The following is a 23,627-nucleotide window of genomic DNA, read 5'->3' as shown; positions in this document are numbered from 1 at the left end:
CGGCCCGCTTTCACTGCTTCGGGGTCGAGCCCATCTTGCCCTGGAGCCACCCCGGCATCGCCACGCCGTACTTGCGCGCCCAGGGCTGCAGGGCCGGCAGGATGCCGGCGTGCAGCTGCACGCCGTCCTGGGCCTGCGAAGCCGCCAACTGGTAGCCGCGCTCGCCGGGCAGACGCACCGGCCGGCGGGCATCGGCCGGCCGCGAGGTGCGGCACTGGCGCGCCACCTCGCCGAGCTGGCGCTCGAAGGCGTCGCGGCCGGCGAAGGCTGCCGGGTCGATCACCTGCAGGAACACGGTGGCGCCCCAGCCCTCGCGCGGGTCGGCGCGGCCGTGGCCGGCCAGGCCGCCGGTCAGGGCCTCGACCAGCAGCGACAGGCCGTACCCCTTGTGGCCCGAGTCCAGGCCGCCGAGCGGCAGGATGGTGCCCTTGGGTTCGGCGAACAGCACCGCCGGATCGTCGGACGGACGGCCATGGCCGTCGATCAGCCAGGGCGCGGGCAGCTTGCCGCCTTCCTGGTGCAGGCGGTTGGTCAGGCCATTGGTGGTGGTGGAGGTCGAGATGTCGACCGACACGGGCGCGCCGCCGGCGGGAAACCCGGCCGAGACCGGGTTGGGCGTGAAGACGGGATCGAGGCCGCCGAACGGTGCGACGCTGGCGCCGTTCGGGTCCGAGCAGGCGAGCAGCAGCAGCAGGCCCTGCTCGGCCGCGCGGCGGTGGTAGCTGGCCAGGCAGGCGATGTGGTGGCTGCGGCGGATGACGACCGTGCCGGTCCCTTCGCTGGCCGCCAGCCGCGATGCCTCGTCCAGGGCGCGCAGCACCAGCCAGGGACCCGGCAGCCGGCGGCCGTCCCACAGCTGCGACGCCGGCCGCGACGACAGCACGGCGGGGTCGCCGTCCAGGGCCATGCCGCCCTTCTCGATCTCGGCCAGGTAGGGCGCCAGCAGCTGCAGCCCGTGCGTGGTGTGGCCCATGAGGTCGCCGTCCACCAGTACGGTGGCGACGGCGCGGGCCTTGTCGGCGGGCATGCCCGCCCTGGCCAGCAGGGCGTCGGCGAAGGCGGTGAGTTGCGCAGGGGTGAAGCGGTCGCGGCCGGGCGCGTCCCCGCTGTCGCCGATGGGGTTCTGGGCCATGGGTGTCTGGAGTTCCGGGAAAGGGGTCAGGTGATCGCACCGAGCTGCCAGGGCACGAACTCGTTCTGGCCGTAGCCGTGCAGCTCGCTCTTGGTCCGCTCGCCGGAGGCGACGCGCAGGATGTGGCGGAAGATCTGCTCGCCCATGGCATCGATGCCCACCGCGCCGTCGGCGATGGGGCCGCAGTTGATGTCCATGTCGGCCTGCTGCCGCTGCCACAGCGCGTTGTTGGTCGCCAGCTTCAGCGAGGGCGCCGGCGCACAGCCGTAGGCCGAGCCGCGGCCGGTGGTGAAGCAGATGAGGTTGGCGCCACCCGCCACCTGGCCGGTGGCGCTCACCGGGTCGTAGCCGGGGGTGTCCATGAAGACCAGGCCGGGCGTGCGCACCGGCTGCGCGTACTCCAGCACGTCGACCAGGTCGGTGCTGCCGCCCTTGGCCACCGCGCCGAGCGACTTCTCCAGGATGGTCGTCAGGCCGCCGGCCTTGTTGCCCGCCGAGGGGTTGTTGTTCATGTCGGCGCCCATGCGCTCGCAGTACGCCTCCCACCAGCGGATGCGCGCCAGCAGCTTGTCGGCCACCGCCCGCGACCGCGCGCGGCGCGTCAGCAGGTGCTCGGCGCCGTAGATCTCGGGCGTCTCCGACAGGATGGCGGTGCCGCCGTGGCGCACCAGCCGGTCCATGGCCGCGCCCAGGGCCGGGTTGGCGGTCATGCCCGAATAGCTGTCCGAGCCGCCGCACTGCAGCCCGACGACGAGGTGGCGGGCCGCCACCGGCACCCGTTCGACGCGGTTGGCCTCGGGCAGCAGCGCCCGCACCGCCTCGACGCCGCGCTGCACGGCCAGCTCGGTGCCGCCCGCATCCTGGATGTTGTAGGCCTGCAGGGCCGTGCCCGTGGCCAGGCCTTCCTGCTCGATCCAGCCGGCGATCTGGTTGGTCTCGCAGCCCAGGCCGATCACCAGCACCGCGGCGAAGTTGGGATGGCGCGCGTAGCCGGCCAGCGTGCGGCGCAGCACGCGCAAGCCCTCGCCCTCGGCGTCGACCGCGCAGCCGGCGCCGTGGGTGAGCGCGACCACGCCGTCGACGTGGGGGAAGTCCGCCAGCGCCTCGGGCCGGATGTCGCGCCGGAAGCGGTCGGCGATGGCGCGCGCGACGGTGGCCGAGCAGTTCACCGAGGTGAGCACGCCGATGTAGTTGCGGGTGGCGACCCGGCCGTCGGCGCGCACGATGCCCTGGAAGGTCGCTTCCTCCTGCGCCGGCGCGGTGGGCCGGGCATCCAGGCCCGCCACCGCGGCGGCGTCGCGGTCGAAGCTGCCCATCGCCAGGTTGTGCACGTGCACGTGCTGGCCGGCGGCGATGGCCTGGGCGGCGAAGCCGATGATCTGGCCGTAGCGGCGCACCGGCTGGCCGGCGGCGATGTCGCGCACCGCCAGCTTGTGGGCCGGCGGCACCAGCCCCTGGACGCGTACGCCTTCCTCGGCCAGCCAGGTGCCGCCGAGCAGCTGCTGGCGGGCGATGACGACGTCGTCGTCCGGATGCAGGCGGATGGTGCGCGGCGCCCCGGCCACGGCGCTGTCGGTGGCGTCCATCACAGCCCCCGGTCCAGCAGGCCGCGCCGCGCCAGGTTGGCCATCAGGGCGCGCAGGCCGAAGGTCCAGGGCGCCGCCCGCTCGCTGTGGGTCACCCGGTTGCACAGCTCGCCCAGCCGGGCGCTGCGGATCGAGACCCGGTCGCCCAGCTTGTGGGTGAAGCCGCCACCCGGCGCGTCGCGGTCCTGGGTGGGCGCGAACAGCGTGCCCAGGAACAGCATGAAGCCGTCCGGGTACTGGTGGGCGGCCATCGTCTGGTCGACGATGTCCTGCGGCTCGCGGCTGATGAACGCCATCGAGTTGAGGCCTTCCAGCACGAAGCCCTCGGGTCCGTCCACCCGCAGGTCGACCGTCTCGCGGCGCACGTCGACCAGCCCGAAGCTGGCATCGAACAGGCGGATGAAGGGACCGATGGCGCAGGAGGCGTTGTTGTCCTTGGCCTTGGACAGCAGCAGCGCGCTGCGGCCCTCCAGGTCGCGCAGGTTGACGTCGTTGCCGAGCGTGGCGCCGACGATGCGGCCGCGGCTGTCGACGGCCAGCACCACCTCGGGCTCGGGGTTGTTCCAGCTGGAGTCGCTGCGGATGCCGATGTCGGCGCCCGTGCCAACCGAGGACAGCACCGGCGCCTTGCTGAACACCTCGGCGTCGGGGCCGATGCCCACTTCCAGGTACTGCGACCACAGGCCCTTGTCCTGCAGCAGCTTCTTCAGGGCCATGGCCTGCTCGGACCCCGGCTTGAGTTTGGACAAATCGGTGCCGATGCTGGCCACCACCTGGGCGCGCACGTCCTGCGCCTTGCCCGGGTCGCCGTCGGCCTGCTCCTCGATCAGGCGCTCCAGCAGGCTGGTGGCGAACGTCACGCCGGCCGCCTTCACCACCTGCAGGTCACAGGGGGCGAGGAAGAACGGCCGGCCCGCATCGCGGCCGGCTTCGTCGCTGTTGGCGAGGAGGTCGTCCACGCTGCCCAGGCGCTCGCCGCTGGCCGCGCGCGCGGCGCCCGCGGGGTCGGCCTGCTCGAGCAGGGTGGCCATGGTGGGGAAGGCCGCGCTCAGGTCGACCACGCCCTGCTCGCGCAGGGCCACCACTGCGGGGCCCTGCACGTCGGGCCGCCACGCGCGCGCCACCAGGGTGCCGGCGTAGCCGTCGTCCGGCAGGAAGCGCCGTGCTTGCAGGTCCAGCCCGGCCATCACTGACCCTTCAGGCCGAGCTTCTGGATGAGGGCGCGGTAGAACGCATGGTCCTTGGCCATCACGGCCGCGAAGGCGGGACCGTCGGCGTAGGCATAGCCCATGTTCTGCTTGTCCAGCGCCTCGCGCAGGCTCTGCTCCTGCGCCGTCTTGGCGGTGGCGGTGCGCAGCACGGCCACGACGTCGGCCGGCGTGCCCTTGGGCACGGCCAGCCCGCGCCAGGTGCCCACGGAAATGTCCAGGCCCTTTTCCTTCAGCGTGGGCACGTTCTCGAAGCCCTTGACGCGTTCGTCGGACATCACCGCCAGCAGCTTGAGCTTGCCGGCCGCCACGTGCGGGTAGACCTCGGCCGCGCTCACCGTGATGGCCTCGATGTGGCCGCCCAGCAGCGACAGCGCCGCCGGGTTGGCGCCGGCGAACGGGATGTGGTTGAACTTGGCGCCGGTCTTGTCCTCGATGGCCGCGGCGGCCAGGTGCCAGGTCGAGCCGTTGCCGCCGTTGCCGATGCGGAAGTCGCCCTTCTTGGCGGCGGCGACGAACTCCTCGACCGTGTTCCAGGGGGCGTCGGCGCGCACGGTGATCGCGGCGGGGTCGTAGTTGAGGCGGGCGATCGGCGTGAAGTCCTCGTGGGTGATCTTGGTCAGGCCCATGTTCGGCTGCGTCATCAGGTCGGTGGCGAGCACCACGACCTTGTAGCCCGGCTCGCGGCCGTTGAGCACGTCGGCCCAGCCGATCGCGCCGGCGGCGCCGGGCTTGTTCACCACCACCAGGGGCTGCGGCAGGTGCTTGACGGCGGCCAGCGCGAAGGCGCGGGCCAGCACGTCGGTGCCGCCGCCGGCCGGATACGGCACGACGAGTTCGATCGGCTTGGACGGGAAGGACTGGGCCAGCGCGGCGGTGGGCAGCGCCAGGGTGCACAGCAGGGTGGCCAGCAGGCCGCGGCGGGAAGTCATGGTCATGGGGAAGTCTCCTGTGGGGATGGTGGTCAGGCCCAGGCCGGGCCCTGCGGGAACTCGAACTGCTGCAGCGAAGCGGCGTGCATCTCGATGCTGTAGCCGGGACGCCGCGGCGGCATGTAGCGACCGGCGCGGATGACGACCGGGTCGACGAAGTGCTCGTGCAGGTGGTCCACGTACTCCAGCACGCGGCCCTCCAGCGAGCCGGACACGGCGATGTAGTCGAACAGGGACACGTGCTGCACGTACTCGCACAGGCCCACGCCGCCGGCGTGCGGGCACACCGGCACGCCGAACTTGGCGGCCAGCAGCACGACCAGCAGCACCTCGTTCAGCCCGCCCAGGCGGGCGGCGTCGAGCTGGCAGTAGTCGATGGCCCGGGCCTGCAGCAGCTGCTTGAACATCACCCGGTTGTGGCAGTGCTCGCCGGTGGCCACGCCGATCGGCGCGATGCGCTGGCGGATGGCGGCATGGCCGAGGATGTCGTCGGGGCTGGTGGGTTCCTCGATCCACAGCGGGTCGTAGGCCGCCAGGCGCCGCATCGCCTCGACGGCGGCGTCGACCTCCCAGACCTGGTTGGCGTCCATCATCAGCTTGCGCTCCCAGCCGATCTCCTCGCGCAGGATGGCGGCGCGGCGCAGGTCGTCCTCGAGGTTGCCGCCCACCTTCTGCTTGAAGTGGGTCCAGCCCTGGGCCACGCCTTCGCGGGCCAGGCGGCGGACCTTGTCCTCGGTGTAGCCGAGCCAGCCGGCGGAGGTGGTGTAGCCGGGGTAGCCGCGCTCCAGCATCTCGCGCTCGCGCGTCGCCCGGCCGGGCGCGGCACGCCGCAGCAGGGCCAGCGCCTCGTCGGGCGTGAGCGCGTCGGTGACGAAGCGGAAGTCGAGGCAGCGCACCAGCTCCTCGGGGGCCATGTCGACCAGCAGCTTCCAGACCGGCTTGCCTTCGGCCTTGGCCCACAGGTCCCACACCGCGTTGACGATCGCGGCGGTGGCCAGGTGGATGACGCCCTTGTCGGGGCCGAGCCAGCGCAGCTGGCTGTCGCCGGTGATGGCGCGCCAGAAGCCGCCCATGTCGGCGGTGATCTCCTGCAGCGTGCGGCCGACGATGAAGGGCTCGAGCGACCTGACCGCCGCGACGCAGATCTCGTTGCCGCGGCCGATGGTGAAGGTCAGGCCGTGGCCCACGTGGCCGTCGCCGGCGTCGGTGTGCAGGGTGACGTAGGTGGCCGAGTAGTCGGGCGCCGCGTTCATGGCATCGGAACCGTCGAGCGAGCGCGACGTCGGAAAGCGGATGTCGCGCACGGCGAGCTGGGTGATCCTGGCGGCCACGGGGTCCTTTGCGAATCGGGGGGCAGGGACGCAGCTTAGGCAGGCTTGCGATACCGATCCAATCGTCTTTTATGATGTGGCGATCCCATTTCCGGAATCAGTCATGGCGCAGCCACCGGCCACCACCCCGCCCGCCGACCTGTTCCGGCGGCTGCGGATCAAGAGCCGGCAGATCATGCTGCTCGACGCCCTGGACGCGCACCGCAACCTGCGCCGCGCCGCGGCGGCCATCCACACCACCCAGCCGGCCGCCACCACGCTGCTGCAGCAGCTCGAGGAAGGCCTGGGGGTGCCCCTGTTCGAGCGCCATGCGCGCGGCATGGAGCCCACGCTGTACGGCGAGGTGATGATCCGCTATGCCCGTAGCGTCCTGCACGACTTCGAGCACGCCGGCGACGAGATGGCCGCCCTGGTCGCCGGCCAGGCCGGGCTGGTGCGCATCGGCACCGTGATGGGCGCGATGCCGGTGCTGCTGACCGAAGCGCTGGCGCGCTTCAAGGACGGGCATCCGCGGGTGCGCGTCACCCTGCAGGTGGACACCAGCGACCTGCTGATTCCGGCCCTGGTGCGCGGCGACCTCGACGTGGCGCTGGGCCGGCTGCCCGACCAGTTCGAGGGCGGCGAGCTGGAGATCGAGACCATGGAGGGCGAGGCCATGGCCGTGGTGGCGCGGCCGGGCCACGCGCTGTTCGACCGGGCGGACCTGCAGGTCGCCGACCTCGTGGCCGAGACCTGGATCCTGCACCCCACCGGCAGCCCGATGCGCCGGCGCATCGAGCAGGCGCTGCAGGAAGCCAGCATGGCGCCGCCGCCGGACATCGTGGAGACCTCGTCCATCCTGGCGACCACCGCGCTGCTGGAGTCGACCGACATGGTGTCGGTTGTGCCGCTGGACGTGGCGCGTCACTACGCCAACTACGGCATGCTGGCCATCCTGCCGGTGGAGCTGCCGATCAGCATGGCCAAGCTGGGCATCCTCACGCGCAAGCAGAAGGACCTGTCGCCGGCGGTGCGGGCCTTCCTGCGCACGCTGCAGGAGTGCAGCGCCGAGCGCACGGCCGCGGGCAGGTGACCGGGGGCTAGGGCGCGCCCGGCGGCTTGCCGAACTGGCGCTGCACTAGCTCGCGCAGCAGCTGGGTGCCGGCCTGCAGCAGGCGGGTGGCCGGGCGCGCGGTGGGCACCGCCAGCACCAGCTTGTTGCGCACCACCGGCGCGTGGATGGCCGCCACGTGCAGCGGCGCCAGGCCGGGGGCCAGCCGCGGCGCGCTGGCCGGCAGCACGGCGTCGGCGACGCCGCGCGCCACCAGGTTCAGCACCGTCTGCACCGAGTCGACCTCGGCCACCAGCTGCAGCGACAGCCCGCGCGGGGCGGCGTGTTCGTCGAGCAGGCGGCGCAGCGCGTTGGGCGCGCTGGGCATCACCAGCGGGCGCTGCACCACCTCGGCCAGGCGCAGGCGCGGCGGCAGCGGCCGGCTGCTCACCAGCACCAGTGGTTCGCGCACCAGCGTCTCCAGCGCGATCTGCGGCGACGGCGCCGGGTCGAACAGGATGGCCATGTCGGCGCGGCCGCCCACCAGCCATTCGCGCAACCGCAGGCTCAGGCCTTCCATGATGGTGATGCCGGCCTCGGGGTAGAGGGCATGGAAGCGCTCGACCAGGTCGGCCGTGACCACGTGCGCCACCCGCGGCGGCAGCCCGATGGTCAGGCGCCCGCGCGGGTTGCGCTGGCGCTCGGCCATGTCGGTGCGGGCGCGCTGCGCCAGCTCCAGGATGGCGCGCGCATGGCCCAGCAGCGCGGTGCCGGCCTCGGTGGGGACGGCGCCGCGCCCGTGGCGCTCGAGCAGCCGCTGGCCGACCTCGGCCTCCAGCAACTGCACCTGCCGGCTGAGCGACGACTGGGTCAGGTGCAGGGCGGCCGCCGCGCGGCTGAAGCTGCCCGCCTCGGCCACGGCGGCGAAATACTGCAGGCGGGTCAGGTCCATGCGGTCGATTATGTGCAACGTCGATAGCTGGTAGCGGATTCCCCGTCGGCTGGCGGGCCCGGACGCCGACACAATCGCCCCGTGCCCCACGCCGATCCATCGCTCGTCCTGACCTACGACCCGACACCCGCCGCGCCGCGCCTGCGGCTGCCGGCCGGCGCCTGCGACACCCACGTGCACGTGTTCGGGCCGGCGGCGCGCTTCCCGTACGCGGCCAGCCGCAACTTCACGCCGGTCGACGCGCCCAAGGAGGCTCTGTTCGCGCTGCACCGCACACTGGGCATCGAGCGCTGCGTGATCGTGCAGTCGGCCGTGCACGGCACCGACAACCGGGTCGTGGAAGACGCCATTGCCGCCGGCCAGGGCCGCTACCTCGGCGTGGCGCTGGTGGCGCCGGACGTCGCCGACGCCGAACTCGCGCGGCTGGCCGGGCTGGGGTTCCGCGGCGTGCGCTTCAATTTCATGCGGCACCTGGCGGGCGCGTCCATCGATGCCGTGCTCGCCCTCACGCCGCGGCTGGCCCGGGCCGGCCTGCACCTGCAGGTGCACTTCGAATCGGCGCTCGTGCACCAGCTGGCCGCGCCGCTGGCGCGCAGCGCCGTGCCGGTGGTCATCGACCACATGGGACGAGTCAACGCCGCGCTTGGCGCCGACCACGCCGACTTCCGCGCCCTGGTCGACCTGCTCCGCAACCCGCTGTTCCGCGTCAAGCTGAGCGGTATCGACCGCATCGATGCCGCTCCCGCCGCGGCGCCGGCGTACCGCGATGGCGTGGACCTGGCGCGCCGGCTGCTCGAGGCCTTCCCCGAGCGCTGCCTCTGGGGCACCGACTGGCCGCATCCCAACCACACCCACGTGCCGACCGACGCCGCGCTGGTCGACGCGCTCGAGCGCATCGCGCCCACGCCCGCCGCCCGCGAGCAGCTGCTCGTGACCAATCCCGCCACCTTCTACCGCTTCGCCCCGTGACCACCACTCCCTCCCTCCTGTCGCTACAACGCCGGCTCGCCGGCAAGGTGGTGCTCGTCACCGGCGCCGGCTCGGTCGGTCCCGGCTGGGGCAACGGCCGGGCCATCGCCTGCCGCTTCGCCGAGGAAGGCGCGCAGGTGATGGGCGCCGACCGCGACCCGGCGCGGATGGAGGAGACGGCGCGCCGCATCGCCGAGGCCGGCGGCGTCTTCACCGCCACCGCCTGCGACGTGACCAGCGGCGAGTCGGTGGCGGCGCTGGTCGCCGCCTGCATCGCACGCTACGGCCGCCTCGACGTGCTGGTGAACAACGTCGGCGGCTCGGCCAAGGGCGGGCCGGTGGAGATGAGCGAGGAGGTCTGGGACGCCCAGGTGGACCACAACCTCAAGAGCGTGTTCCTCACCTGCAAGCATGCGCTGCCGCACCTGGTGGCGGCCGGCGGCGGCGCCATCGTCAACGTGTCGTCGACCTCCGGCCTGCGCTGGACCGGCGCCGCCCAGATCGCCTATGCCGCCACCAAGGCCGGCGTCATCCAGTTCTCGCGCGTGCTGGCCGTGCAGTACGCCGCCGATCGGGTGCGCGTGAACACCGTCGTGCCCGGCCAGCTGCACACGCCCATGGTCGAGGCGCGCCTGGCGGGCCAGCGCGCCGGCGGCGACGTCGAGGGCCTGCTGCGCCAGCGCCAGTCGCGCATCCCGCTGCCGTTCATGGGCGATGGCCGCGACACCGCCGGCGCGGCGCTGTTCCTGGCCAGCGACGAGGCGCGCTTCATCACCGGCACCGAGATCGTGGTCGACGGCGGCATGTCCGTGCGCTGCGACTGAACACCACCCGCAAGAGGAGACACAGCCATGGCAACCAACTCGATCACCCGCCGCACGCTGGCGCTCGGCGCCGCCGCCGCGCTCGCGCTGCCGTTCGGCGCCCGCGCGCAGGGCGCCACCACCCGCCTGATCGTCGCCTTCCCGCCCGGCGGTCCGGTCGACTTCGTCGCCCGCACCATCGCCGAGGCGCTGGGCAAGGAGCTGGGCCAGCAGGTCATCGTGGAGAACAAGGCCGGCGCCAACGGTGCCATCGCCGCCGAATACGTCTCGCGCGCCGCGCCCGACGCCAGCACGCTGTGGCTGACCAGCGTCGGTGCGGTCGCCATCAACCCGGCGCTCTACGACAAGCTGCCGTACGACGTCGAACGCGACCTGGTGCCGGTGTCGCTGGTGGTCAACAACGTCGAGGTGCTGGTGGTGGGCGCCAACGCGCCCTACAACACCGGCGCCGAATTCGTGGCCGCTGCGCGCCAGCCGGGCGCCAAGCTGACGCTGGCCTCCTCGGGCACCGGCAGCGTGCCGCACCTGGCGATGGAGCTGTTGAACGACGCTGCCAAGCTCAACGTGCTGCATGTGCCCTACAAGGGCGCAGCACCGGCCATCACCGACGTGATCGCCGGTCACGTGAACGGCTTCTTCGGCGACATCCCGGGCCTGATCGGCCACATCAAGAGCGGCAAGCTCAAGGCCATCGGCATCGCCGCGCCGCAGCGCCATCCGCTGCTGCCGCAGGTGCGCACCTTCGACGAGATGGGCGTGGCCGGCGTCGATTCCGACAACTGGTACGCGCTGTTCACCTCCAAGGGGACGCCGGCCGATGCGGCCGGGCGAGTGGCCGCGGCCCTGCGCAAGGCGCTGGCCAGCGAGACGGTGAAGGCGCGCCTGCAGGACTCCGGGGCCCAGCCGGCGGCGTCCACGCCGGCCGAACTTGCGGCCCTGCTGAAGAAGGACACCGCCAAGTGGACGCGGGTGGTCAAGACCAAGGGCATCAAGGCCGACTGATGCGCATCGCCCCCATCACGCCGGGCACGCGGCCCGAACTGGCCGAGCAGGAGAGCCGGATCCTGGCCGAGCGCGGCCGCGTCTCGCCGCTGTACCAGGCCCTGCTGAACAGCCCGCCGCTCGCCCACGGCTGGGAGCAGATGCTGTCGGCCGTGCGCAACCGCAGCACCGTGCCGCCCGACGTGCGCGAGCTGGTCATCCTGCGGGTGGCGGTGCTGAACCGGGCCGGCTACGAGTTCGACGCCCACGTGCCGCATGCGCTGGCCGCCGGCGCGCCGCAGGCGGCGATCGACGCCATGCGCGAGGTGCCGCTGCGCGACGACGCGCCGCTGTCGCCGCCGCAACGGCTGGCGGTGCGGCTGGCCGACACCATGACGCGCGAGATCGAGGTGCCCGACGCCCTGCACGAAGCGGTGCACGCCGCCTTCGGCACCCGCACCCAGCTCGACCTGGTGGCCACCGTTGCCGCCTACAACATGGTGTCGCGCCTGCTCGTGGCCCTGCACATCGGACATTGACGCCCATGGACGCCCGCCCCACTGACGTACTCCTGGTGCGCTGCAGCCTGGCCAGCCCGGACGGCCTGGCCGACGCGGCGCGCCGCCTGGTGGCGAACGCAGGCTGGCCCGCCACGCTCCAGCGCGCAGCCTGGTCGGCGCCAGCGCAGCTGGCCTACGTCTACCTGCAGCTGACCCGCGAGCAAGCGATCCCCGCCGGCGCGCTGGCCGACCTGGCGGCGCAGTGGCGCACCCTCTGCCCGCAGGCCGAGGCGATCGACGTGGCACGGCTGCAGCGGGCGCTGGACCTGGCCGGCGTTTCGGCCGGCGCCACGCCGCGCAACCACTACACCGTGGAGACCGATCCGCGCGAAGGCTGGGCGGACGAGATCGAGCGCTGGTACGCCGTGGAGCACCTGCCGGGGCTGGCGGCGGTGCCCGGCTGCATCCTGGCGCAGCGCTACCTGAACCACGACAGCGGGCCGCGCTCGCTGGCCTGCTACGACCTGGTGGCCGCCGAGGTGCTCACGACCCCGGCCTGGCTCACGGTGCGCGAGACCGAGTGGAGCGACCGGGCGCGCCCGCACTTCACGAACACGCGGCGCACGATGATGGAGGTGGTGGGATAGGGCGGCGCGGGGCTTGACCCGCATGACCCGATTCCCGTCATTGCGCGGCTTGACCCGGTGCCCGTCATTGCGGGCTTGACCCGGTGCCGGTCATTGCGGGCTTGACCCGCAATCCAGCTCCCGCGTCAGGTCCAGGTGCGGCCTGGTTCCGGAGATGGATGCCGGGTCAAGCCCGGCATGACGGCTGTGAGCCCGTCACGACGCTTGACGTGGTTCCGGCGGGGTCGATCTGAACCCCGTTACGGCGGACTCGACCCCGATGCCCCGCCATGGCGGGCGCGACCCGAAGCCCTGGTCATTGCGGGCTCGACCCGCAATCCATCTCCCGCATCAGGTCCGGGTGCGGCCTGGTTGCCGGAGATGGAAGCCGGGTCAGACCCGGCAGGCCGTGGCCTTACTTCGCCTGCGACTTGTAGTTCGCGTACGCGTCATCCATGCGCTGCTCGCGCGAGCCGCTGTCGGCCGGCGTCGCCGCCATGCGGTCCTTGTCGCGCGCCTTGCCGGCGCCCATGGCACGCGTGTCCTTGTCGTGCATGGCCTTGTCATGGTCCTTGCCCATGGCCTGGTCCTTGGCGTGCTTGTCCTTGCTGCTGTCCTTGCCGGCGCCCATGGCGTGGGTGTCCTTGTCGTGCGTGTCGGCCTTGGCCTCTTCCTTGGCGTTGTGCGCCTTGCCGGTCATCTTGTTGAACGCCTTCTTGGTGGACTGGCCCGCGTGCTTGGCGCCGTCCGTGATCTTGTGGCCGAACTCGGAGGCCGACTGCTGGGGCTGCGAGTCGCGCGCGACGGCAGCCTCGTTCTGGGCCAGGGCGGCCGAGCCACCAATGGCGAGGGAGCAGGCGAGGGCGATGTGCGAGAACTTCATGGTCATTCCTTCCTTGGGGAACTGGATGACGCCATGACACCGCAGCTGGACTGCATGTCCTGTCGGACCGGCACGGCATCGGCTGTCAGGGTCGGACGGGCCTGCACGCCGGGCGGCATCCCCTCGGGCCGTCGTCACTGCCGGATGTGCTTATGCGCATATCGTTGTGAGAACTCTGTCGTTCCCCCGCGCGGTCCGGCTGCCTACAGTGCGGGCACGACGAACGAAGCAGAGCCACCCGCATGTCCATCCTCCTCCTGGCCGGCAGTCCCTCCGAGCGCTCGCGGTCCGCGGCGCTGCTCGATGCGGTGGCGCTCGACCTGCGCGGGCGCGGCCAGCGGGTCGACCGGCTGCTGCTGCGCGAGCTGCCGCCCCAGGCGCTGCTGCTGGCCGACGCGGCCCACCGCAGCATCGCCGCCGCCATCGACCGGCTCCTGCGGGCCAGCGCCGTCGTCATCGCCACCCCGGTCTACAAGGCGGCCTACAGCGGCGTGCTGAAGGTGTTCCTCGACCTGCTGCCGCAGGCCGCGCTCAAGGGCAAGACCGTGCTGCCGCTGGCCACCGGTGGCAGCCCGAACCACATGCTGGCGCTCGACTACGCGCTGCGGCCGGTGCTGCAGTCGCTGGCGGCGCGCCACATCCTGCCCGGGGTGTACGCCACCGACGCGCAGGTCACGCTGCTGCCCGAGGGCGGCCACCACCTCTCCACCGACATCGCGGCGCGCCTCGGCGAGGCGGTGGCGCAGCTGCAGGCCGAGGGCCTGCGCGCGCCGATCGGCAGCTTCGCGCCGGTGCCGTTCGAGGCGGTGCGATGTAGCGTCTGAAGGCGCCGCCGCGCGCCTTCGCACCTCCCCGCATTCCCCTTCGCATTCCCGCCGTCAACCGCGGGCAGGGCGCAGCCTTGCCCGCACCGTCCCACCGGACAGAAAAGGACCTCGCCATGAACGATCGATTGCTTGCCCGACGCCTGCTCGCTCCCGCCCTCTCGCCGCTGCAGCGCCGGATGCTGCAGATCCGGGGCGTCACGGCCGCCGCCTGGGGCGTGCCGGCGCACTGAAGGCGGACGCCCGTCCGCGGAAGACGTGGAAGACGCCCCGAACAGTTTTCTGCGTCCGGGAGTCCCTCCCGCCCAACGACACCGTGACAGCAGTTATCCCGGCACCACCCACTGAAAGGACCCCCCATGGCCATCCAGGCAATCAACGTGCGCAACCAGTTCAAGGGACAGATCAAGGAGATCCTGCGCGGCGACGTGCTGTCCGAAGTCGACGTCCAGACGCCCTGGGGCGTCGTCACCTCGGTCATCACGACGCGCTCGATCGACGAGCTGCAGCTGAAGGTCGGCTCGGACGTGGTGGCGCTGGTGAAGTCGACCGAGGTGTCGATCGCCAAGCTGTGACGGCGCCCCTGATCGAGCTGCGCGGCATCCGCCAGCGCTACCCGGGCGCCGCCGAGGACGCGCTGCGCGGCATCGACCTGGCGGTGCGCCCGGGCGAGGTGTTCGGCATCATCGGCCGCAGCGGCGCGGGCAAGAGCTCGCTGGTGCGCACCATCAACCTTCTCAGCCGGCCCTCGGCCGGGCAGGTGCTGCTGGGCGGCGAGGACCTCACCGCGCTGCCGGCGGCGCGCCTGCGCGATGCCCGCCGGCGCATCGGCCTGGTGTTCCAGCACTTCAACCTGCTGTCCTCGCGCACCGTGCACGGCAACGTGGCGCTGCCGCTGGAGCTGGCGGGCGTGGCCCCGCGCGAGATCGCCGGCCGCGTCGACTCGCTGCTCGAACTGGTCGGCCTGGCCGAGCTGCGCGACCGCTACCCGGCGCAGATCAGCGGCGGCCAGAAGCAGCGCGTGGGCATCGCCCGGGCGCTGGCCAACCGGCCGCAGGTGCTGCTGTCCGACGAGGCCACCTCGGCGCTCGACCCCGAGACCACGCGCTCCATCCTGGCGCTGCTGCGCCAGATCAACCGGGAGTTCGGGCTGACCATCGTGCTGATCACGCACCAGATGCAGGTGATCAAGCAGGTGGCCGACCGGGTGGCGGTGCTCGACGCCGGCCAGCTGGTGGAGCAGGGCACGGTGCTGGAGGTGTTCGGCCATCCGCAGCACGCGGTCTCGCGCAGCCTGCTGGACGACCTGGTGCCGCAGCAGCTGCCCGACTCCGTGCTCGCCCGCATCCGCTACCTCATGGCCTGCAACGTGCAGCCGGCGCGGCTGCTGCGGCTGGCGTTCACCGGCGAGGAGTCGGACCGGCCGCTGCTGTCGGAGCTGGTGCGCCGCTTCGGCATCGACCTGAACATCGTGCACGGCCAGGTCGACGAGATCCAGGGCCGGCCGTTCGGCTCGCTGGCGGTGCTGGTGCGCGGCGCCGCCGGGTCGCTGGCGGCCGCGGTGCAGCACCTGCAGAGCAACGGCGTGCGCGTGCAGGAGGTGCCGCATGGGTAGCTTCTCGCCCCAACTGCTGGAGCTGTTCGCGCAGTCGTTCGGCGAGACGCTGGTGATGGTCGGGCTGTCCGGCCTGGCCGGCGCGCTGGCCGGCATTCCGCTGGGCGTCTACCTGCGCCTGTCGGACCGCGGCGGGGTGCTGGAGAACGCCGCCGCCAACCGCATCGTCGGCGGCCTCGTCAACGCGGTGCGCTCCACGCCCTTCATCATCCTGCTGGTGGCCATCATCCCGTTCACGCGGCTGGTGGCCGGCAGTTCCATCGGCACCGCCGCGGCGGTGGTGCCGCTGACCCTCGCTGCCGCGCCCTTCGTCGCCCGGCTGGTGGAGGCCTCGCTGCGCGAGGTGGACGCCGGCCTGGTCGAGGCGGCGCTGGCAATGGGCGCGACGACCCGGCAGGTGGTGTTCCGGGTGCTGCTGCCCGAGGCCCTGCCCGGCATCGTGGCGGGCCTGACCATCACGCTGGTCAGCCTGACCGGCTATTCGGCGATGGCCGGCGCCATCGGCGGCGGCGGCCTGGGCGACCTGGGCATCCGCTACGGCTACCAGCGCTTCCTGCCCGAGGTGATGCTGGCCGTCGTGGTGGTGCTGGTCGCCTTCGTGCAGGCCGTGCAGAGCCTGGGCGATTGGGCGGTGCGCCGCCTGTCCCACAAGTGATTTCCCAACCAAGCCATTCCCAGGAGGAGTTCCCATGCAGAAACGAACCATGCTGAGCGCGATCGCGCTGGCTGCCGCGGCCTTCGCCGCGCCCGTGCTGGCGCAGGACAAGCCGCTAAAGATCGGAGTGACGGCGGGGCCGCACGCGCAGATCCTCGAGCAGGTGAAGAAGATCGCCGAGAAGGACGGCCTGAAGCTGCAGATCGTCGAGTTCAGCGACTACATCCAGCCGAACGCCGCCCTGGCGGCGGGCGACCTGGACGCCAACAGCTACCAGCACAAGCCCTTCCTCGACCAGCAGGTGAAGGACCGGGCCTACCGCATCGTGCCGGTGGGCTACACGGTCAACTTCCCGATCGGCATCTATTCGCGCAAGGTCCACAACCTGAAGGACCTGAAGGAGGGCGCGCGCGTGGGCATCCCGAACGACCCCACCAACGGCGGCCGCGTGCTGCTGGTGCTGCAGGACCAGGGCCTGATCCGGCTCAAGCCCGAGGCCGACCTGAAGGCGACGCCGCTGGACGTGGTGGACAACCCGAAGAAGCTGCGCTTCGTCGAGGTCGAGGCGGCCCAGCTGGCCCGCACGCTGGACGACCTCGACGCCGCCGCCATCAACACCAACTACGCGTTGCCGGCCGGCCTGAACCCCGGCAAGGACGCCATCGCCCAGGAAAGCGCCAAGAGCCCCTATGTCAACCTCATCGCGGTGCGCGAGCAGGACAAGGACAAGCCCTGGGTCGGCAAGCTGGTCAGGGCGTACCAGTCGGACGAGGTGCGCAGGTTCGTCCAGGCCGAGTTCAAGGGCGCGGTGCTGGCCGGGTTCTGAACGGGGGCGTGGCGGCCGGCACAGGGGGCCGGGACGGTTCTGCGGTAAGGTTCGATCCCCGCGATCCATCCTTTCGCACCGCCATGACTTCCCCCTACGACGTTGCCGAGATCGTGCGTGGCCTGCACGCCGCCCGTGACGAATGGCGCACCGCCCGCAACCGCGGCGGCGAGACGCGCGGGCGCGAGCTGCCGTCGCCGCAGGCCGTGGAGGCACTGGTCGACGACCTCAAGGGTGCGCTGTTCCCCATGCGGCTGGGTCCGCCCGAGCTGCGCCAGGACACCGAGGACTTCTACGTCGGCCACACCATCGGCGCGGCCCTGCAGTCGCTGCTGGTGCAGGTGCGGCTGGAGCTGCGCCATGCGGCGCGCGACATGCCGGCCGCGCAGGAGGTGCTGGAGGCGCGGGCCACCACGCTGCTGGGCACGTTCGCCAAGGCCCTGCCGGCCATCCGCCGCGTGCTCGACACCGATGTGCTGGCCGCCTGGCACGGCGACCCGGCGGCGCGCAGCGTCGACGAGGTGCTGCTGTGCTACCCCGGCGTGCACGCCCTGATCCACCACCGCCTGGCGCACCAGCTGTACCAGCTGGGGCTGCCGCTGCTGGCGCGCATCGTGGCCGAGATCGCGCACGGGCGCACCGGCATCGACATCCACCCGGGCGCCACCATCGGCCCGGGCTTCTTCATCGACCACGGCACCGGCGTCGTGATCGGCGAGACGGCCATCATCGGCGAGCGGGTGCGGCTGTACCAGAACGTCACGCTGGGCGCCAAGCGCTTCCCGGTCGGCGAGGACGGCCAGCTCACCAAGGGCCTGCCGCGCCATCCGGTGGTGGAGGACGACGTCGTCATCTACGCCGGCGCCACCGTGCTCGGCCGCGTCACCATCGGCAAGGGCGCCGTGATCGGCGGCAACGTCTGGGTGACGCACGACGTGCCGGCCGGCGGCAGCCTGTCGCAAGCGCGCAGCAGCGAAGGGCACGGGGTCGGTTGAAGCGCATCGCCACCCACAGCGGCTCGTTCCATGCCGACGACGTGTTCGGCGTGGCCGTGCTCGCGGCCGTCTTCCCCGACCACGCCATCGTGCGCACGCGCGACGCCGGCGCCCTCGCGGCGGCCGACTTCGCCGTCGACGTCGGCGGCGAGTGGGACCCGGCGCGCGGCCGCTTCGACCACCACCAGCGCGGGTTCGACGGCGCCCGCACCCGGCTCGAGGCCGATGGCCGCACCGTGCCGGCCGAGGGCTACGCCGGCGCCGGGCTGGTCTGGCGCGAGTTCGGCAGCACCTACGTGGCGCAGGCCGCGCGGGCCCTGGGGCGCGAGCTGGAGGCCGGCACCGTCGCCGCCATCGCGGCCGACGTCGATGCTGCCCTGGTGCGCTACCTCGACCTGGTGGACACCGGCGCCGCCGACGTCGCGCCCGGCATCTTCGGCATCTCCAGCCAGGTCGCGCTGCTGAACACCACCTGGCTGGAGGAGCAGGGCCTGGGCGCCGACGCGCTGGCTGCCCTGCAGCTGGAGCGGTTCCGCCAGGCCATGGCGTTCCTGGGCCGGTCGCTCGAACGCTTCGTCCTGCGCGCGATCGGCCAGGTGCTGGCCGCCGACAGCGTGCGGCGGGCCGAGCGCCTGTTCGATGGCCGGGTGCTGCTGCTGGCCGACGGCGGCATGCCCTGGACCCGCGTCGTGGTCCGCGAGATGCCGCAGGTGCAGCTGGTCGTCTACCCCGAGTCTGGCCGGCCCCAGTACCAGATCCGCACCGTGCCGGCCGCCGAGGGCACGTTCGCCTCGCGCATCGACCTGCCGCGGGCCTGGGCCGGCCTGCGCGACCAGGAGCTCGTCGACGTGACCGGGGTGGCCGACGCGGTGTTCTGCCACCTGAACCTGTTCATCGCCGGGGCGCGCAGCCGCGAGGGCGCGCTGCGGCTGGCGCAGCTGGCACTGGACGGCGCCGCCGGTGACACGGGCGAGCCCGGCGCGCCTACACGCTGACACCACGGCGCCGTCGAGGCGCCTCGCAGCCGTCCTACAGCAGAACTTGCCAGGCGGAACACCGGGGGCGGCGCCCGCTTCGAACAATGGGCCACCGACACGATCAGGAGCCCTCCATGGCAGACGTCGCCGACCTCGCATTCGATTCCGAGCAGCGCTACCTGGCGCAGGCGCTGGCCGCCCAGACCCGCCAGCGTGTGCTGCAGCCGATGGGCAGCTGCCACCACTGCGGCAACGATGCCATCGGCCAGGGCCTGTTCTGCGATCCCGATTGCGCGGCCGACTGGGAGTACCAGGACGCGCTGCGCCGCAGGCTGGGATTGCCGGCCCGGGGCTGGACGGCGGACGCAGCCGCTGCCACGCAGCACTAGGCACCGGTCCGGCCGGGTCGCCGCGAGGCGCCCGGCGCTGGCACAGCCTCGGCTGGTCACAGCGCCGCGAGGGCCGTTACTGCCGCGTGGTGGAAACGGCCAAGCGGTCGCACCAGAATGAAGTGTCCTCGTGCGTGACGGTGGTACCGGCGGCGCGATCCCGGTCCTGGGCCGTCGCCTGCGCGGCCCGGGTGGCAGTCCGGCAGGCGAGTGGGGGACACCATGGTCGCAGCCCAATCCTGTCGCGCCGCGCGTCGGCGGCCATCCCGCTGGCCCATGCTCGTCCTGCCGCTGGCGTTGCTGGTGGCCGACTGCGGTGGCGGCGGAGGCGGTGACGGCACGGTGGCCACCACGGCCGGCGGCGATGCCGGCGCGGCCGCCGGCGGCCCGCCGGTGAGCAGCCCCGCGACGCCTACGACCACGACCACGCCGAGCTCACCGTCGTCGCCGACCACGCCCACCACCCCGGCCACGCCGCCGGCGGGCTCCGGCGCGACGCCTCCCGCGGGGCCGGCGGTGCAGCAGGCCACCTGGACCGTCGTCTTCAGCGATGCCACCGGCCAGGCTGGCCCGCGCAGTCTCAACCGCAACGGCCAGCTGGCCTTCACCGGCCTCACGGCGCTGGGCCCGCGCGCCCGCTACTTCGACGGCACGACGGTGCATGAGCTCGATGGCGGCGCGGCCAGCGCGGTCAGCGTCAACGAGGCCGGCCAGGTCGTCGGCCATTTCGAGGCGGGCGACTTCACCCGCGCCTTCCGCTGGCAAGCGGGCACGCAACAGCCGCCGCTGGTCCTCGACACCTCGCCCGACGTGTCGTCGGACGCGGTGTCGATCAACACCGCCGGCGTGGCGGCCGGCACGGAGAGCAGCCGGCGCAACCTGCCCGGCAGCGCGATCCGCTGGGCGGGCGGCGGGCTGGCACAGGCGCTGGCGCCGCTCGAGCCGTCGCCGCCGGGCAGCAGCCAGGGCCGCTTCATCAACACGGCCGGCGCCGTCGCCGGAGTGGCGCTGGGCATCGCCGGCAACCACGCGGCCTTCTGGGGGCCCGGCAGTGCGGTCGTGCTCGACGTGGGCACGCTCGGGGGCACCGAGTCGCAGCCGGCCGCGCTCAACGATGCCGGCCAGGTGGCGGGCCAGGCCACGACCGCCGACGGCCGCGAGCGCGCCTTCCTCTGGAGCGAGGCCAGCGGGATCCTGGACCTGGGAACCCTGGGCGGGCCGACCTCGAGCGCGAACGCCATGAACGCCGCCGGCTCGGTGGTGGGCACGGCCGACGCCGCCGATGGCTCCACGGCCGCCTTCCTCTGGCGCGACGGTGCCATGCGGGCCCTGGGCACGCTGGGGGGCCGCACCTCCGCCGCCTCGGCGATCAACGCCAGCGGGCTGGTCGGCGGCAACGCGGCCACGGCCACCGGCGTGCCGCACGCCTTCGTGTGGACCGAGGCGACCGGCATGGTGGACCTGAACGACCGGCTGACGGGCACGTCGCCGGGCGTGCTGCAGTCGGTGCTGGCCGTGTCCGATGACGGCAGCGTGCTCGCAATGGCCGACGGCGGCACGCTGGTGCTGTTGCGTCCGACGGCCAGCCCCTGAGCCCAAGCGGGGGTCGCGGTTGCCAACCTTGCAATCGGTGACGTAGCCCAGCCACTCATCCCTGACCACGGCCTGACCAGGGCCTGACCAAGGGCGGGCGCGGTCCGCGGGGCGGGCGCGCAGGCGGTGCCGCGCTCCTGTTTTCTGAGGATTGCCGGGTGCCCAGGCCGGCCGTCGAATGGGGTCATCCACTCCCTCCGCACCACGGAGCCACCCGCGTGAAAGCCGATCACCCCCGCGTGCCCGCGCACCCGCGCGACCGATGTTGACGGCTCCCTCGCTCCACCGGCCCGCACCGGCGTGAGCCCGGCCGCAGCGCCTCGCGGCGCCGCGCCGGCCACGCGACCACCCCGACACCCGCTGGCGGCCTGAACGCAGGCCGCGCGGATGGCCACGCCCTCGCGGCACGCCGCGCCCGCCCACCACGACCCACCAGCGACCATGCCGAGCAGCCATCCTTCGTCCCCCACCGATCCGGCCCGCCGCCGCTCCCTGCAGGCCGGCCTGGCGGCCACCGCCGCCGCGCTCACGGCGACCCAGGCGACCTCGCCCGCACAGGCCAAGGACCCGCCGCGGCCGCGCCGCGTCACGCCCTTCGTCACCGCGCTGCCGATGCTGCTGGTCAAGCAGCCCGCGGCCGCGCTGTCGCCGCCGCCCGGCGAGCTGGCCGTGCTGGGAGAGGCCGAGCGCGAAGGGCACCAGAAGTGGGCCCGCCACCTGCCGCAGAAGGTCTACGAACTGGACGTGGGGGCCGGCCAGCACTCGTTCCACCCGGAACTGCCGACGCAGACGATCTGGGGCTACGACCGGGTGTTCCCGGGCCCGACCTTCGTCGAGCGCTACGGCGTGCCGACCACGGTGCGCATCCGCAACAACCTGCTGCCCGACGCCAACGGCCCCGGTTCGCCGCAGATCTCCACCCACCTGCACAACCTGCATTCGGCCTCGGCCAGCGACGGCTACCCGGGCGACTTCTACCCGCGCCTGGCGGGCGCGCCGCCCGGCCAGTTCCGCGACCACCACTACCCCCACTGCTATGCCGGGGAGGAGGACGCGCGCTACAGCGCGACCGACGGCGACCCGCGCGAATCACTGGGCACGCTCTGGTACCACGACCACTGCCTGTTCTTCACCGCGCCCAACGTCTACCGCGGCCTGGCGGGCTTCTACCTGCTGTACGACGCGGTCGATTCCGGCAACGAGGCTGATCCGTCCCCTGCCGCGCTGCGCCTGCCCAGCGGGGTGAACCGCTACGACATCCCGCTGCTGGTGAACGATCCGCGCATCGACGCCAGCGGCTACCTGCAGTTCGACCAGTTCGACAACGACGGCCACCTGGGCAACCTGTTCTGCGTCAACGGCAAGGCCTACCCGTTCCACCGGGTCGAGCGGCGCAAGTACCGGCTGCGCCTGCTCAACGCCAGCGTGACGCGCTTCTACGAGTTCTACCTGTGCAGCGCGGACGGGGCCAACCAGGGCTTCGCCCACATCGCCAACGACGGCAACCTGCTGCCGGCGCCGCTGCGCAACCAGCGCAAGCTGGCGCTGGCACCGGCCGAGCGGGGCGACATCGTGGTGGACTTCTCGGCCTGGCCGATCGGCACCAGGCTGTACCTGGTGAACCGCCTCATCCAGACCGACGGGCGCGGCCCGGAAGGCGCGGCGGTCAACGTGCGCGGCAGCGATGGCCTGCTGCGCGCCGCCGGCACGCAGATCCTGCGTTTCGACATCGACGCCGATCCGCCGGTGGCCGATGCGAGCCAGGTGCCCGACCGGCTGCGCGACCTGCCCGAGATCCCGCAGTCGGAGGTGGTGCGCGAACGCACCTGGGAGTTCGACCGCGAGAACGACGTCTGGACCGTCAACGGGAAGATCTTCGACGACACCCGGCCGGCCGCCATCGTCAAGGCCGGCACCGCCGAGATCTGGCGGCTGCGCGGCAAGGGCAGCTGGCACCACCCGGTGCACATCCACATGGAGGAGGGCCGCATCCTCAGCCGCAACGGCAAGCCGCCGCCGCCGCACGAACAGGGCCGCAAGGACGTGTTCGTGCTCAACCCCGGCGAGGACGTGCGCGTGTACCTGCGGTTCCGCGACTTCGAGGGGCGGTACGTGATGCACTGCCACAACCTGATCCACGAGGACCACGACATGATGGTCCGGTTCGATGTCAAGCGCTGACCAGGAGGCACCATGCAGACCGAACAGGCGCAACCCCGGGAGCGGCGGGACTGGTTCAAGCGCGTGGTGGCCGGCGCCCTGCCGGCTGCCGCAGGTGGCGCCGCGGCGGCGCCTCCGCCCGCCCGTTTCCCCAACCTGCCGGTGGTCACGCACGAGGGCCGCGCGGTGCGCTTCTACGACGACCTGGTGCGCGGCCGCACCGTCGTCTTCAACATGATGTACACGGTGTGCACCGGCATCTGCCCGATCAGCACGGCCAACCTGCTGCAGGTGCAGCAGGCGCTGGCGCCGCGGCTGGGCCGCGACCTGTTCATGTATTCGATGACGCTGCAGCCGCAGTTCGACGACCCGCGGGCGCTGCGCGACTACATGCAACGCTACGGCATCGGGGCAGGCTGGACCTACCTCACGGGCAAGCCGCAGGACATGGACGTGCTGCGCCGGGCGCTGGGCTTCTTCGATTCCGACCCGGCGCTGGACGGCGACCTGCGCACCCACACCGGCATGGTGCGGGCCGGCAACGACGCGCGCAACCGCTGGCTGATGGTGCCGGCCGCCAGCACGCCGCAGCGCATCCTGGGCGCCGTGCAGCGGCTCTGACGCCGGCACCCGCGGCCC

General features: G+C 72.7%; 24 protein-coding genes. 17 read left to right on the top strand and 7 right to left on the bottom strand.

The window, feature by feature from the left end:
• Positions 1 to 10: 10 nt before the first annotated feature.
• The 5 genes from GON04_RS07905 to GON04_RS07885 are packed head-to-tail and all read right to left on the bottom strand — an operon-like array spanning position 11 to position 6,189.
• Entirely contained in the window at positions 11 to 1,132 is a 1,122-nt protein-coding gene (locus GON04_RS07905; RefSeq protein WP_157397370.1) for an Ldh family oxidoreductase, read from the bottom strand.
• 26 nt (positions 1,133 to 1,158) lie between these two features.
• Positions 1,159 to 2,718, bottom strand: coding sequence for a UxaA family hydrolase (locus tag GON04_RS07900; protein WP_157397369.1), 1,560 nt, complete (start codon positions 2,716 to 2,718; stop codon positions 1,159 to 1,161).
• Entirely contained in the window at positions 2,718 to 3,905 is a 1,188-nt protein-coding gene (locus GON04_RS07895; protein WP_157397368.1) for a fumarylacetoacetate hydrolase family protein, read from the bottom strand. The genes GON04_RS07900 and GON04_RS07895 overlap by 1 nt, the downstream gene beginning before the upstream one ends.
• Complete coding sequence (locus GON04_RS07890) at positions 3,905 to 4,864, bottom strand: tripartite tricarboxylate transporter substrate binding protein (protein ID WP_157397367.1); 960 nt, start codon at positions 4,862 to 4,864, stop codon at positions 3,905 to 3,907. Before GON04_RS07890 ends, GON04_RS07895 begins: the two co-directional genes overlap by 1 nt.
• Before the next feature lie 26 nt (positions 4,865 to 4,890).
• Positions 4,891 to 6,189, bottom strand: coding sequence for an L-fuconate dehydratase (locus tag GON04_RS07885; RefSeq protein ID WP_338050921.1), 1,299 nt, complete (start codon positions 6,187 to 6,189; stop codon positions 4,891 to 4,893).
• A gap of 103 nt (positions 6,190 to 6,292) precedes the next feature.
• Between GON04_RS07885 and GON04_RS07880 the strand changes: the two genes are divergently transcribed.
• Positions 6,293 to 7,261 (top strand): LysR family transcriptional regulator, encoded by a 969-nt coding sequence (locus GON04_RS07880; RefSeq protein ID WP_157397366.1) that lies wholly within the window; start codon positions 6,293 to 6,295, stop codon positions 7,259 to 7,261.
• 7 nt (positions 7,262 to 7,268) lie between these two features.
• On the opposite strand, the gene GON04_RS07875 is transcribed toward GON04_RS07880, so the two are convergent.
• Positions 7,269 to 8,171, bottom strand: coding sequence for a LysR family transcriptional regulator (locus GON04_RS07875; protein WP_157397365.1), 903 nt, complete (start codon positions 8,169 to 8,171; stop codon positions 7,269 to 7,271).
• An 81-nt stretch (positions 8,172 to 8,252) separates the two neighbouring features.
• Between GON04_RS07875 and GON04_RS07870 the strand changes: the two genes are divergently transcribed.
• Genes GON04_RS07870 through GON04_RS07850 form a run of 5 tightly spaced genes read left to right on the top strand, consistent with a single transcriptional unit; the run spans position 8,253 to position 12,092 of the window.
• Entirely contained in the window at positions 8,253 to 9,140 is an 888-nt protein-coding gene (locus GON04_RS07870) for an amidohydrolase family protein (RefSeq protein ID WP_181653938.1), read from the top strand.
• The gene (locus GON04_RS07865; RefSeq protein ID WP_338050920.1) at positions 9,137 to 9,964 is read left to right on the top strand and encodes an SDR family NAD(P)-dependent oxidoreductase; all 828 of its coding nucleotides are present in this window, start codon (positions 9,137 to 9,139) and stop codon (positions 9,962 to 9,964) included. The genes GON04_RS07870 and GON04_RS07865 overlap by 4 nt, the downstream gene beginning before the upstream one ends.
• Positions 9,965 to 9,991: 27 nt before the next feature.
• Positions 9,992 to 10,966 carry a Bug family tripartite tricarboxylate transporter substrate binding protein gene (locus GON04_RS07860; protein WP_157397364.1) on the top strand — a complete coding sequence of 325 codons (975 nt, stop codon included), beginning with the start codon at positions 9,992 to 9,994 and terminating at the stop codon, positions 10,964 to 10,966.
• Complete coding sequence (locus GON04_RS07855) at positions 10,966 to 11,484, top strand: carboxymuconolactone decarboxylase family protein (protein ID WP_157397363.1); 519 nt, start codon at positions 10,966 to 10,968, stop codon at positions 11,482 to 11,484. Before GON04_RS07860 ends, GON04_RS07855 begins: the two co-directional genes overlap by 1 nt.
• A gap of 5 nt (positions 11,485 to 11,489) precedes the next feature.
• Positions 11,490 to 12,092 (top strand): hypothetical protein, encoded by a 603-nt coding sequence (locus tag GON04_RS07850; RefSeq protein WP_157397362.1) that lies wholly within the window; start codon positions 11,490 to 11,492, stop codon positions 12,090 to 12,092.
• A 394-nt stretch (positions 12,093 to 12,486) separates the two neighbouring features.
• Here GON04_RS07850 and GON04_RS07845 read toward each other — a convergent pair whose 3' ends face one another.
• A complete protein-coding gene (locus tag GON04_RS07845; RefSeq protein WP_157397361.1) occupies positions 12,487 to 12,954 on the bottom strand; it encodes a hypothetical protein in 468 nt (155 codons plus the stop codon).
• Between the two features lie 242 nt (positions 12,955 to 13,196).
• Here GON04_RS07845 and ssuE point away from each other — a divergent pair, with 242 nt between their 5' ends.
• The 11 genes from ssuE (at position 13,197) to GON04_RS07790 (ending at position 23,609) form a co-directional block, all read left to right on the top strand.
• Positions 13,197 to 13,778, top strand: a complete 582-nt coding sequence (gene ssuE, locus GON04_RS07840; protein WP_157397360.1) for an NADPH-dependent FMN reductase — start codon at positions 13,197 to 13,199, stop codon at positions 13,776 to 13,778.
• Positions 13,779 to 14,137: 359 nt separating this feature from the next.
• Positions 14,138 to 14,353 carry a TOBE domain-containing protein gene (locus GON04_RS07835; RefSeq protein ID WP_157397359.1) on the top strand — a complete coding sequence of 72 codons (216 nt, stop codon included), beginning with the start codon at positions 14,138 to 14,140 and terminating at the stop codon, positions 14,351 to 14,353.
• A gap of 8 nt (positions 14,354 to 14,361) precedes the next feature.
• A complete protein-coding gene (locus tag GON04_RS07830) occupies positions 14,362 to 15,393 on the top strand; it encodes a methionine ABC transporter ATP-binding protein (protein WP_157398409.1) in 1,032 nt (343 codons plus the stop codon).
• Complete coding sequence (locus GON04_RS07825) at positions 15,386 to 16,048, top strand: methionine ABC transporter permease (RefSeq protein WP_157397358.1); 663 nt, start codon at positions 15,386 to 15,388, stop codon at positions 16,046 to 16,048. The genes GON04_RS07830 and GON04_RS07825 overlap by 8 nt, the downstream gene beginning before the upstream one ends.
• A 34-nt stretch (positions 16,049 to 16,082) precedes the next feature.
• Positions 16,083 to 16,874, top strand: a complete 792-nt coding sequence (locus GON04_RS07820) for a MetQ/NlpA family ABC transporter substrate-binding protein (protein WP_157397357.1) — start codon at positions 16,083 to 16,085, stop codon at positions 16,872 to 16,874.
• 83 nt (positions 16,875 to 16,957) lie between these two features.
• Positions 16,958 to 17,869 carry a serine O-acetyltransferase EpsC gene (gene epsC, locus GON04_RS07815; RefSeq protein ID WP_157397356.1) on the top strand — a complete coding sequence of 304 codons (912 nt, stop codon included), beginning with the start codon at positions 16,958 to 16,960 and terminating at the stop codon, positions 17,867 to 17,869.
• Positions 17,866 to 18,864: an MYG1 family protein gene (locus tag GON04_RS07810; RefSeq protein WP_157397355.1), complete on the top strand. Its 999-nt coding sequence runs from the start codon at positions 17,866 to 17,868 to the stop codon at positions 18,862 to 18,864. Before epsC ends, GON04_RS07810 begins: the two co-directional genes overlap by 4 nt.
• Positions 18,865 to 18,980: 116 nt before the next feature.
• Complete coding sequence (locus GON04_RS07805; protein WP_157397354.1) at positions 18,981 to 19,235, top strand: hypothetical protein; 255 nt, start codon at positions 18,981 to 18,983, stop codon at positions 19,233 to 19,235.
• A gap of 276 nt (positions 19,236 to 19,511) precedes the next feature.
• Positions 19,512 to 20,828 (top strand): hypothetical protein, encoded by a 1,317-nt coding sequence (locus tag GON04_RS07800; protein WP_181653937.1) that lies wholly within the window; start codon positions 19,512 to 19,514, stop codon positions 20,826 to 20,828.
• A gap of 441 nt (positions 20,829 to 21,269) precedes the next feature.
• A complete protein-coding gene (locus GON04_RS07795; protein WP_232532955.1) occupies positions 21,270 to 23,009 on the top strand; it encodes a multicopper oxidase family protein in 1,740 nt (579 codons plus the stop codon).
• 12 nt (positions 23,010 to 23,021) lie between these two features.
• The gene (locus tag GON04_RS07790; RefSeq protein ID WP_157397352.1) at positions 23,022 to 23,609 is read left to right on the top strand and encodes an SCO family protein; all 588 of its coding nucleotides are present in this window, start codon (positions 23,022 to 23,024) and stop codon (positions 23,607 to 23,609) included.
• The last annotated feature ends 18 nt before the right edge of the window (positions 23,610 to 23,627 follow it).

It is taken from the genome of Ramlibacter pinisoli, assembly GCF_009758015.1.
Taxonomy (GTDB): domain Bacteria; phylum Pseudomonadota; class Gammaproteobacteria; order Burkholderiales; family Burkholderiaceae_C; genus Ramlibacter; species Ramlibacter pinisoli.
The sequence above is the reverse complement of the archived record's forward strand: the minus strand, read 5'-3'. Positions and strand labels throughout refer to the sequence as shown.

Coding starts and splice junctions, on each gene's coding strand:
- GON04_RS07905 (WP_157397370.1), bottom strand. CDS start 1,132: ATGGCCCAGAACCCCATCGGCGACAGCGGGGACGCGCCCGGCCGCGAC.
- GON04_RS07900 (WP_157397369.1), bottom strand. CDS start 2,718: ATGGACGCCACCGACAGCGCCGTGGCCGGGGCGCCGCGCACCATCCGC.
- GON04_RS07895 (WP_157397368.1), bottom strand. CDS start 3,905: ATGGCCGGGCTGGACCTGCAAGCACGGCGCTTCCTGCCGGACGACGGC.
- GON04_RS07890 (WP_157397367.1), bottom strand. CDS start 4,864: ATGACCATGACTTCCCGCCGCGGCCTGCTGGCCACCCTGCTGTGCACC.
- GON04_RS07880 (WP_157397366.1), top strand. CDS start 6,293: ATGGCGCAGCCACCGGCCACCACCCCGCCCGCCGACCTGTTCCGGCGG.
- GON04_RS07875 (WP_157397365.1), bottom strand. CDS start 8,171: ATGGACCTGACCCGCCTGCAGTATTTCGCCGCCGTGGCCGAGGCGGGC.
- GON04_RS07860 (WP_157397364.1), top strand. CDS start 9,992: ATGGCAACCAACTCGATCACCCGCCGCACGCTGGCGCTCGGCGCCGCC.
- GON04_RS07855 (WP_157397363.1), top strand. CDS start 10,966: ATGCGCATCGCCCCCATCACGCCGGGCACGCGGCCCGAACTGGCCGAG.
- GON04_RS07850 (WP_157397362.1), top strand. CDS start 11,490: ATGGACGCCCGCCCCACTGACGTACTCCTGGTGCGCTGCAGCCTGGCC.
- GON04_RS07845 (WP_157397361.1), bottom strand. CDS start 12,954: ATGAAGTTCTCGCACATCGCCCTCGCCTGCTCCCTCGCCATTGGTGGC.
- ssuE (WP_157397360.1), top strand. CDS start 13,197: ATGTCCATCCTCCTCCTGGCCGGCAGTCCCTCCGAGCGCTCGCGGTCC.
- GON04_RS07835 (WP_157397359.1), top strand. CDS start 14,138: ATGGCCATCCAGGCAATCAACGTGCGCAACCAGTTCAAGGGACAGATC.
- GON04_RS07825 (WP_157397358.1), top strand. CDS start 15,386: ATGGGTAGCTTCTCGCCCCAACTGCTGGAGCTGTTCGCGCAGTCGTTC.
- GON04_RS07820 (WP_157397357.1), top strand. CDS start 16,083: ATGCAGAAACGAACCATGCTGAGCGCGATCGCGCTGGCTGCCGCGGCC.
- epsC (WP_157397356.1), top strand. CDS start 16,958: ATGACTTCCCCCTACGACGTTGCCGAGATCGTGCGTGGCCTGCACGCC.
- GON04_RS07805 (WP_157397354.1), top strand. CDS start 18,981: ATGGCAGACGTCGCCGACCTCGCATTCGATTCCGAGCAGCGCTACCTG.
- GON04_RS07800 (WP_181653937.1), top strand. CDS start 19,512: ATGCTCGTCCTGCCGCTGGCGTTGCTGGTGGCCGACTGCGGTGGCGGC.
- GON04_RS07795 (WP_232532955.1), top strand. CDS start 21,270: ATGCCGAGCAGCCATCCTTCGTCCCCCACCGATCCGGCCCGCCGCCGC.
- GON04_RS07790 (WP_157397352.1), top strand. CDS start 23,022: ATGCAGACCGAACAGGCGCAACCCCGGGAGCGGCGGGACTGGTTCAAG.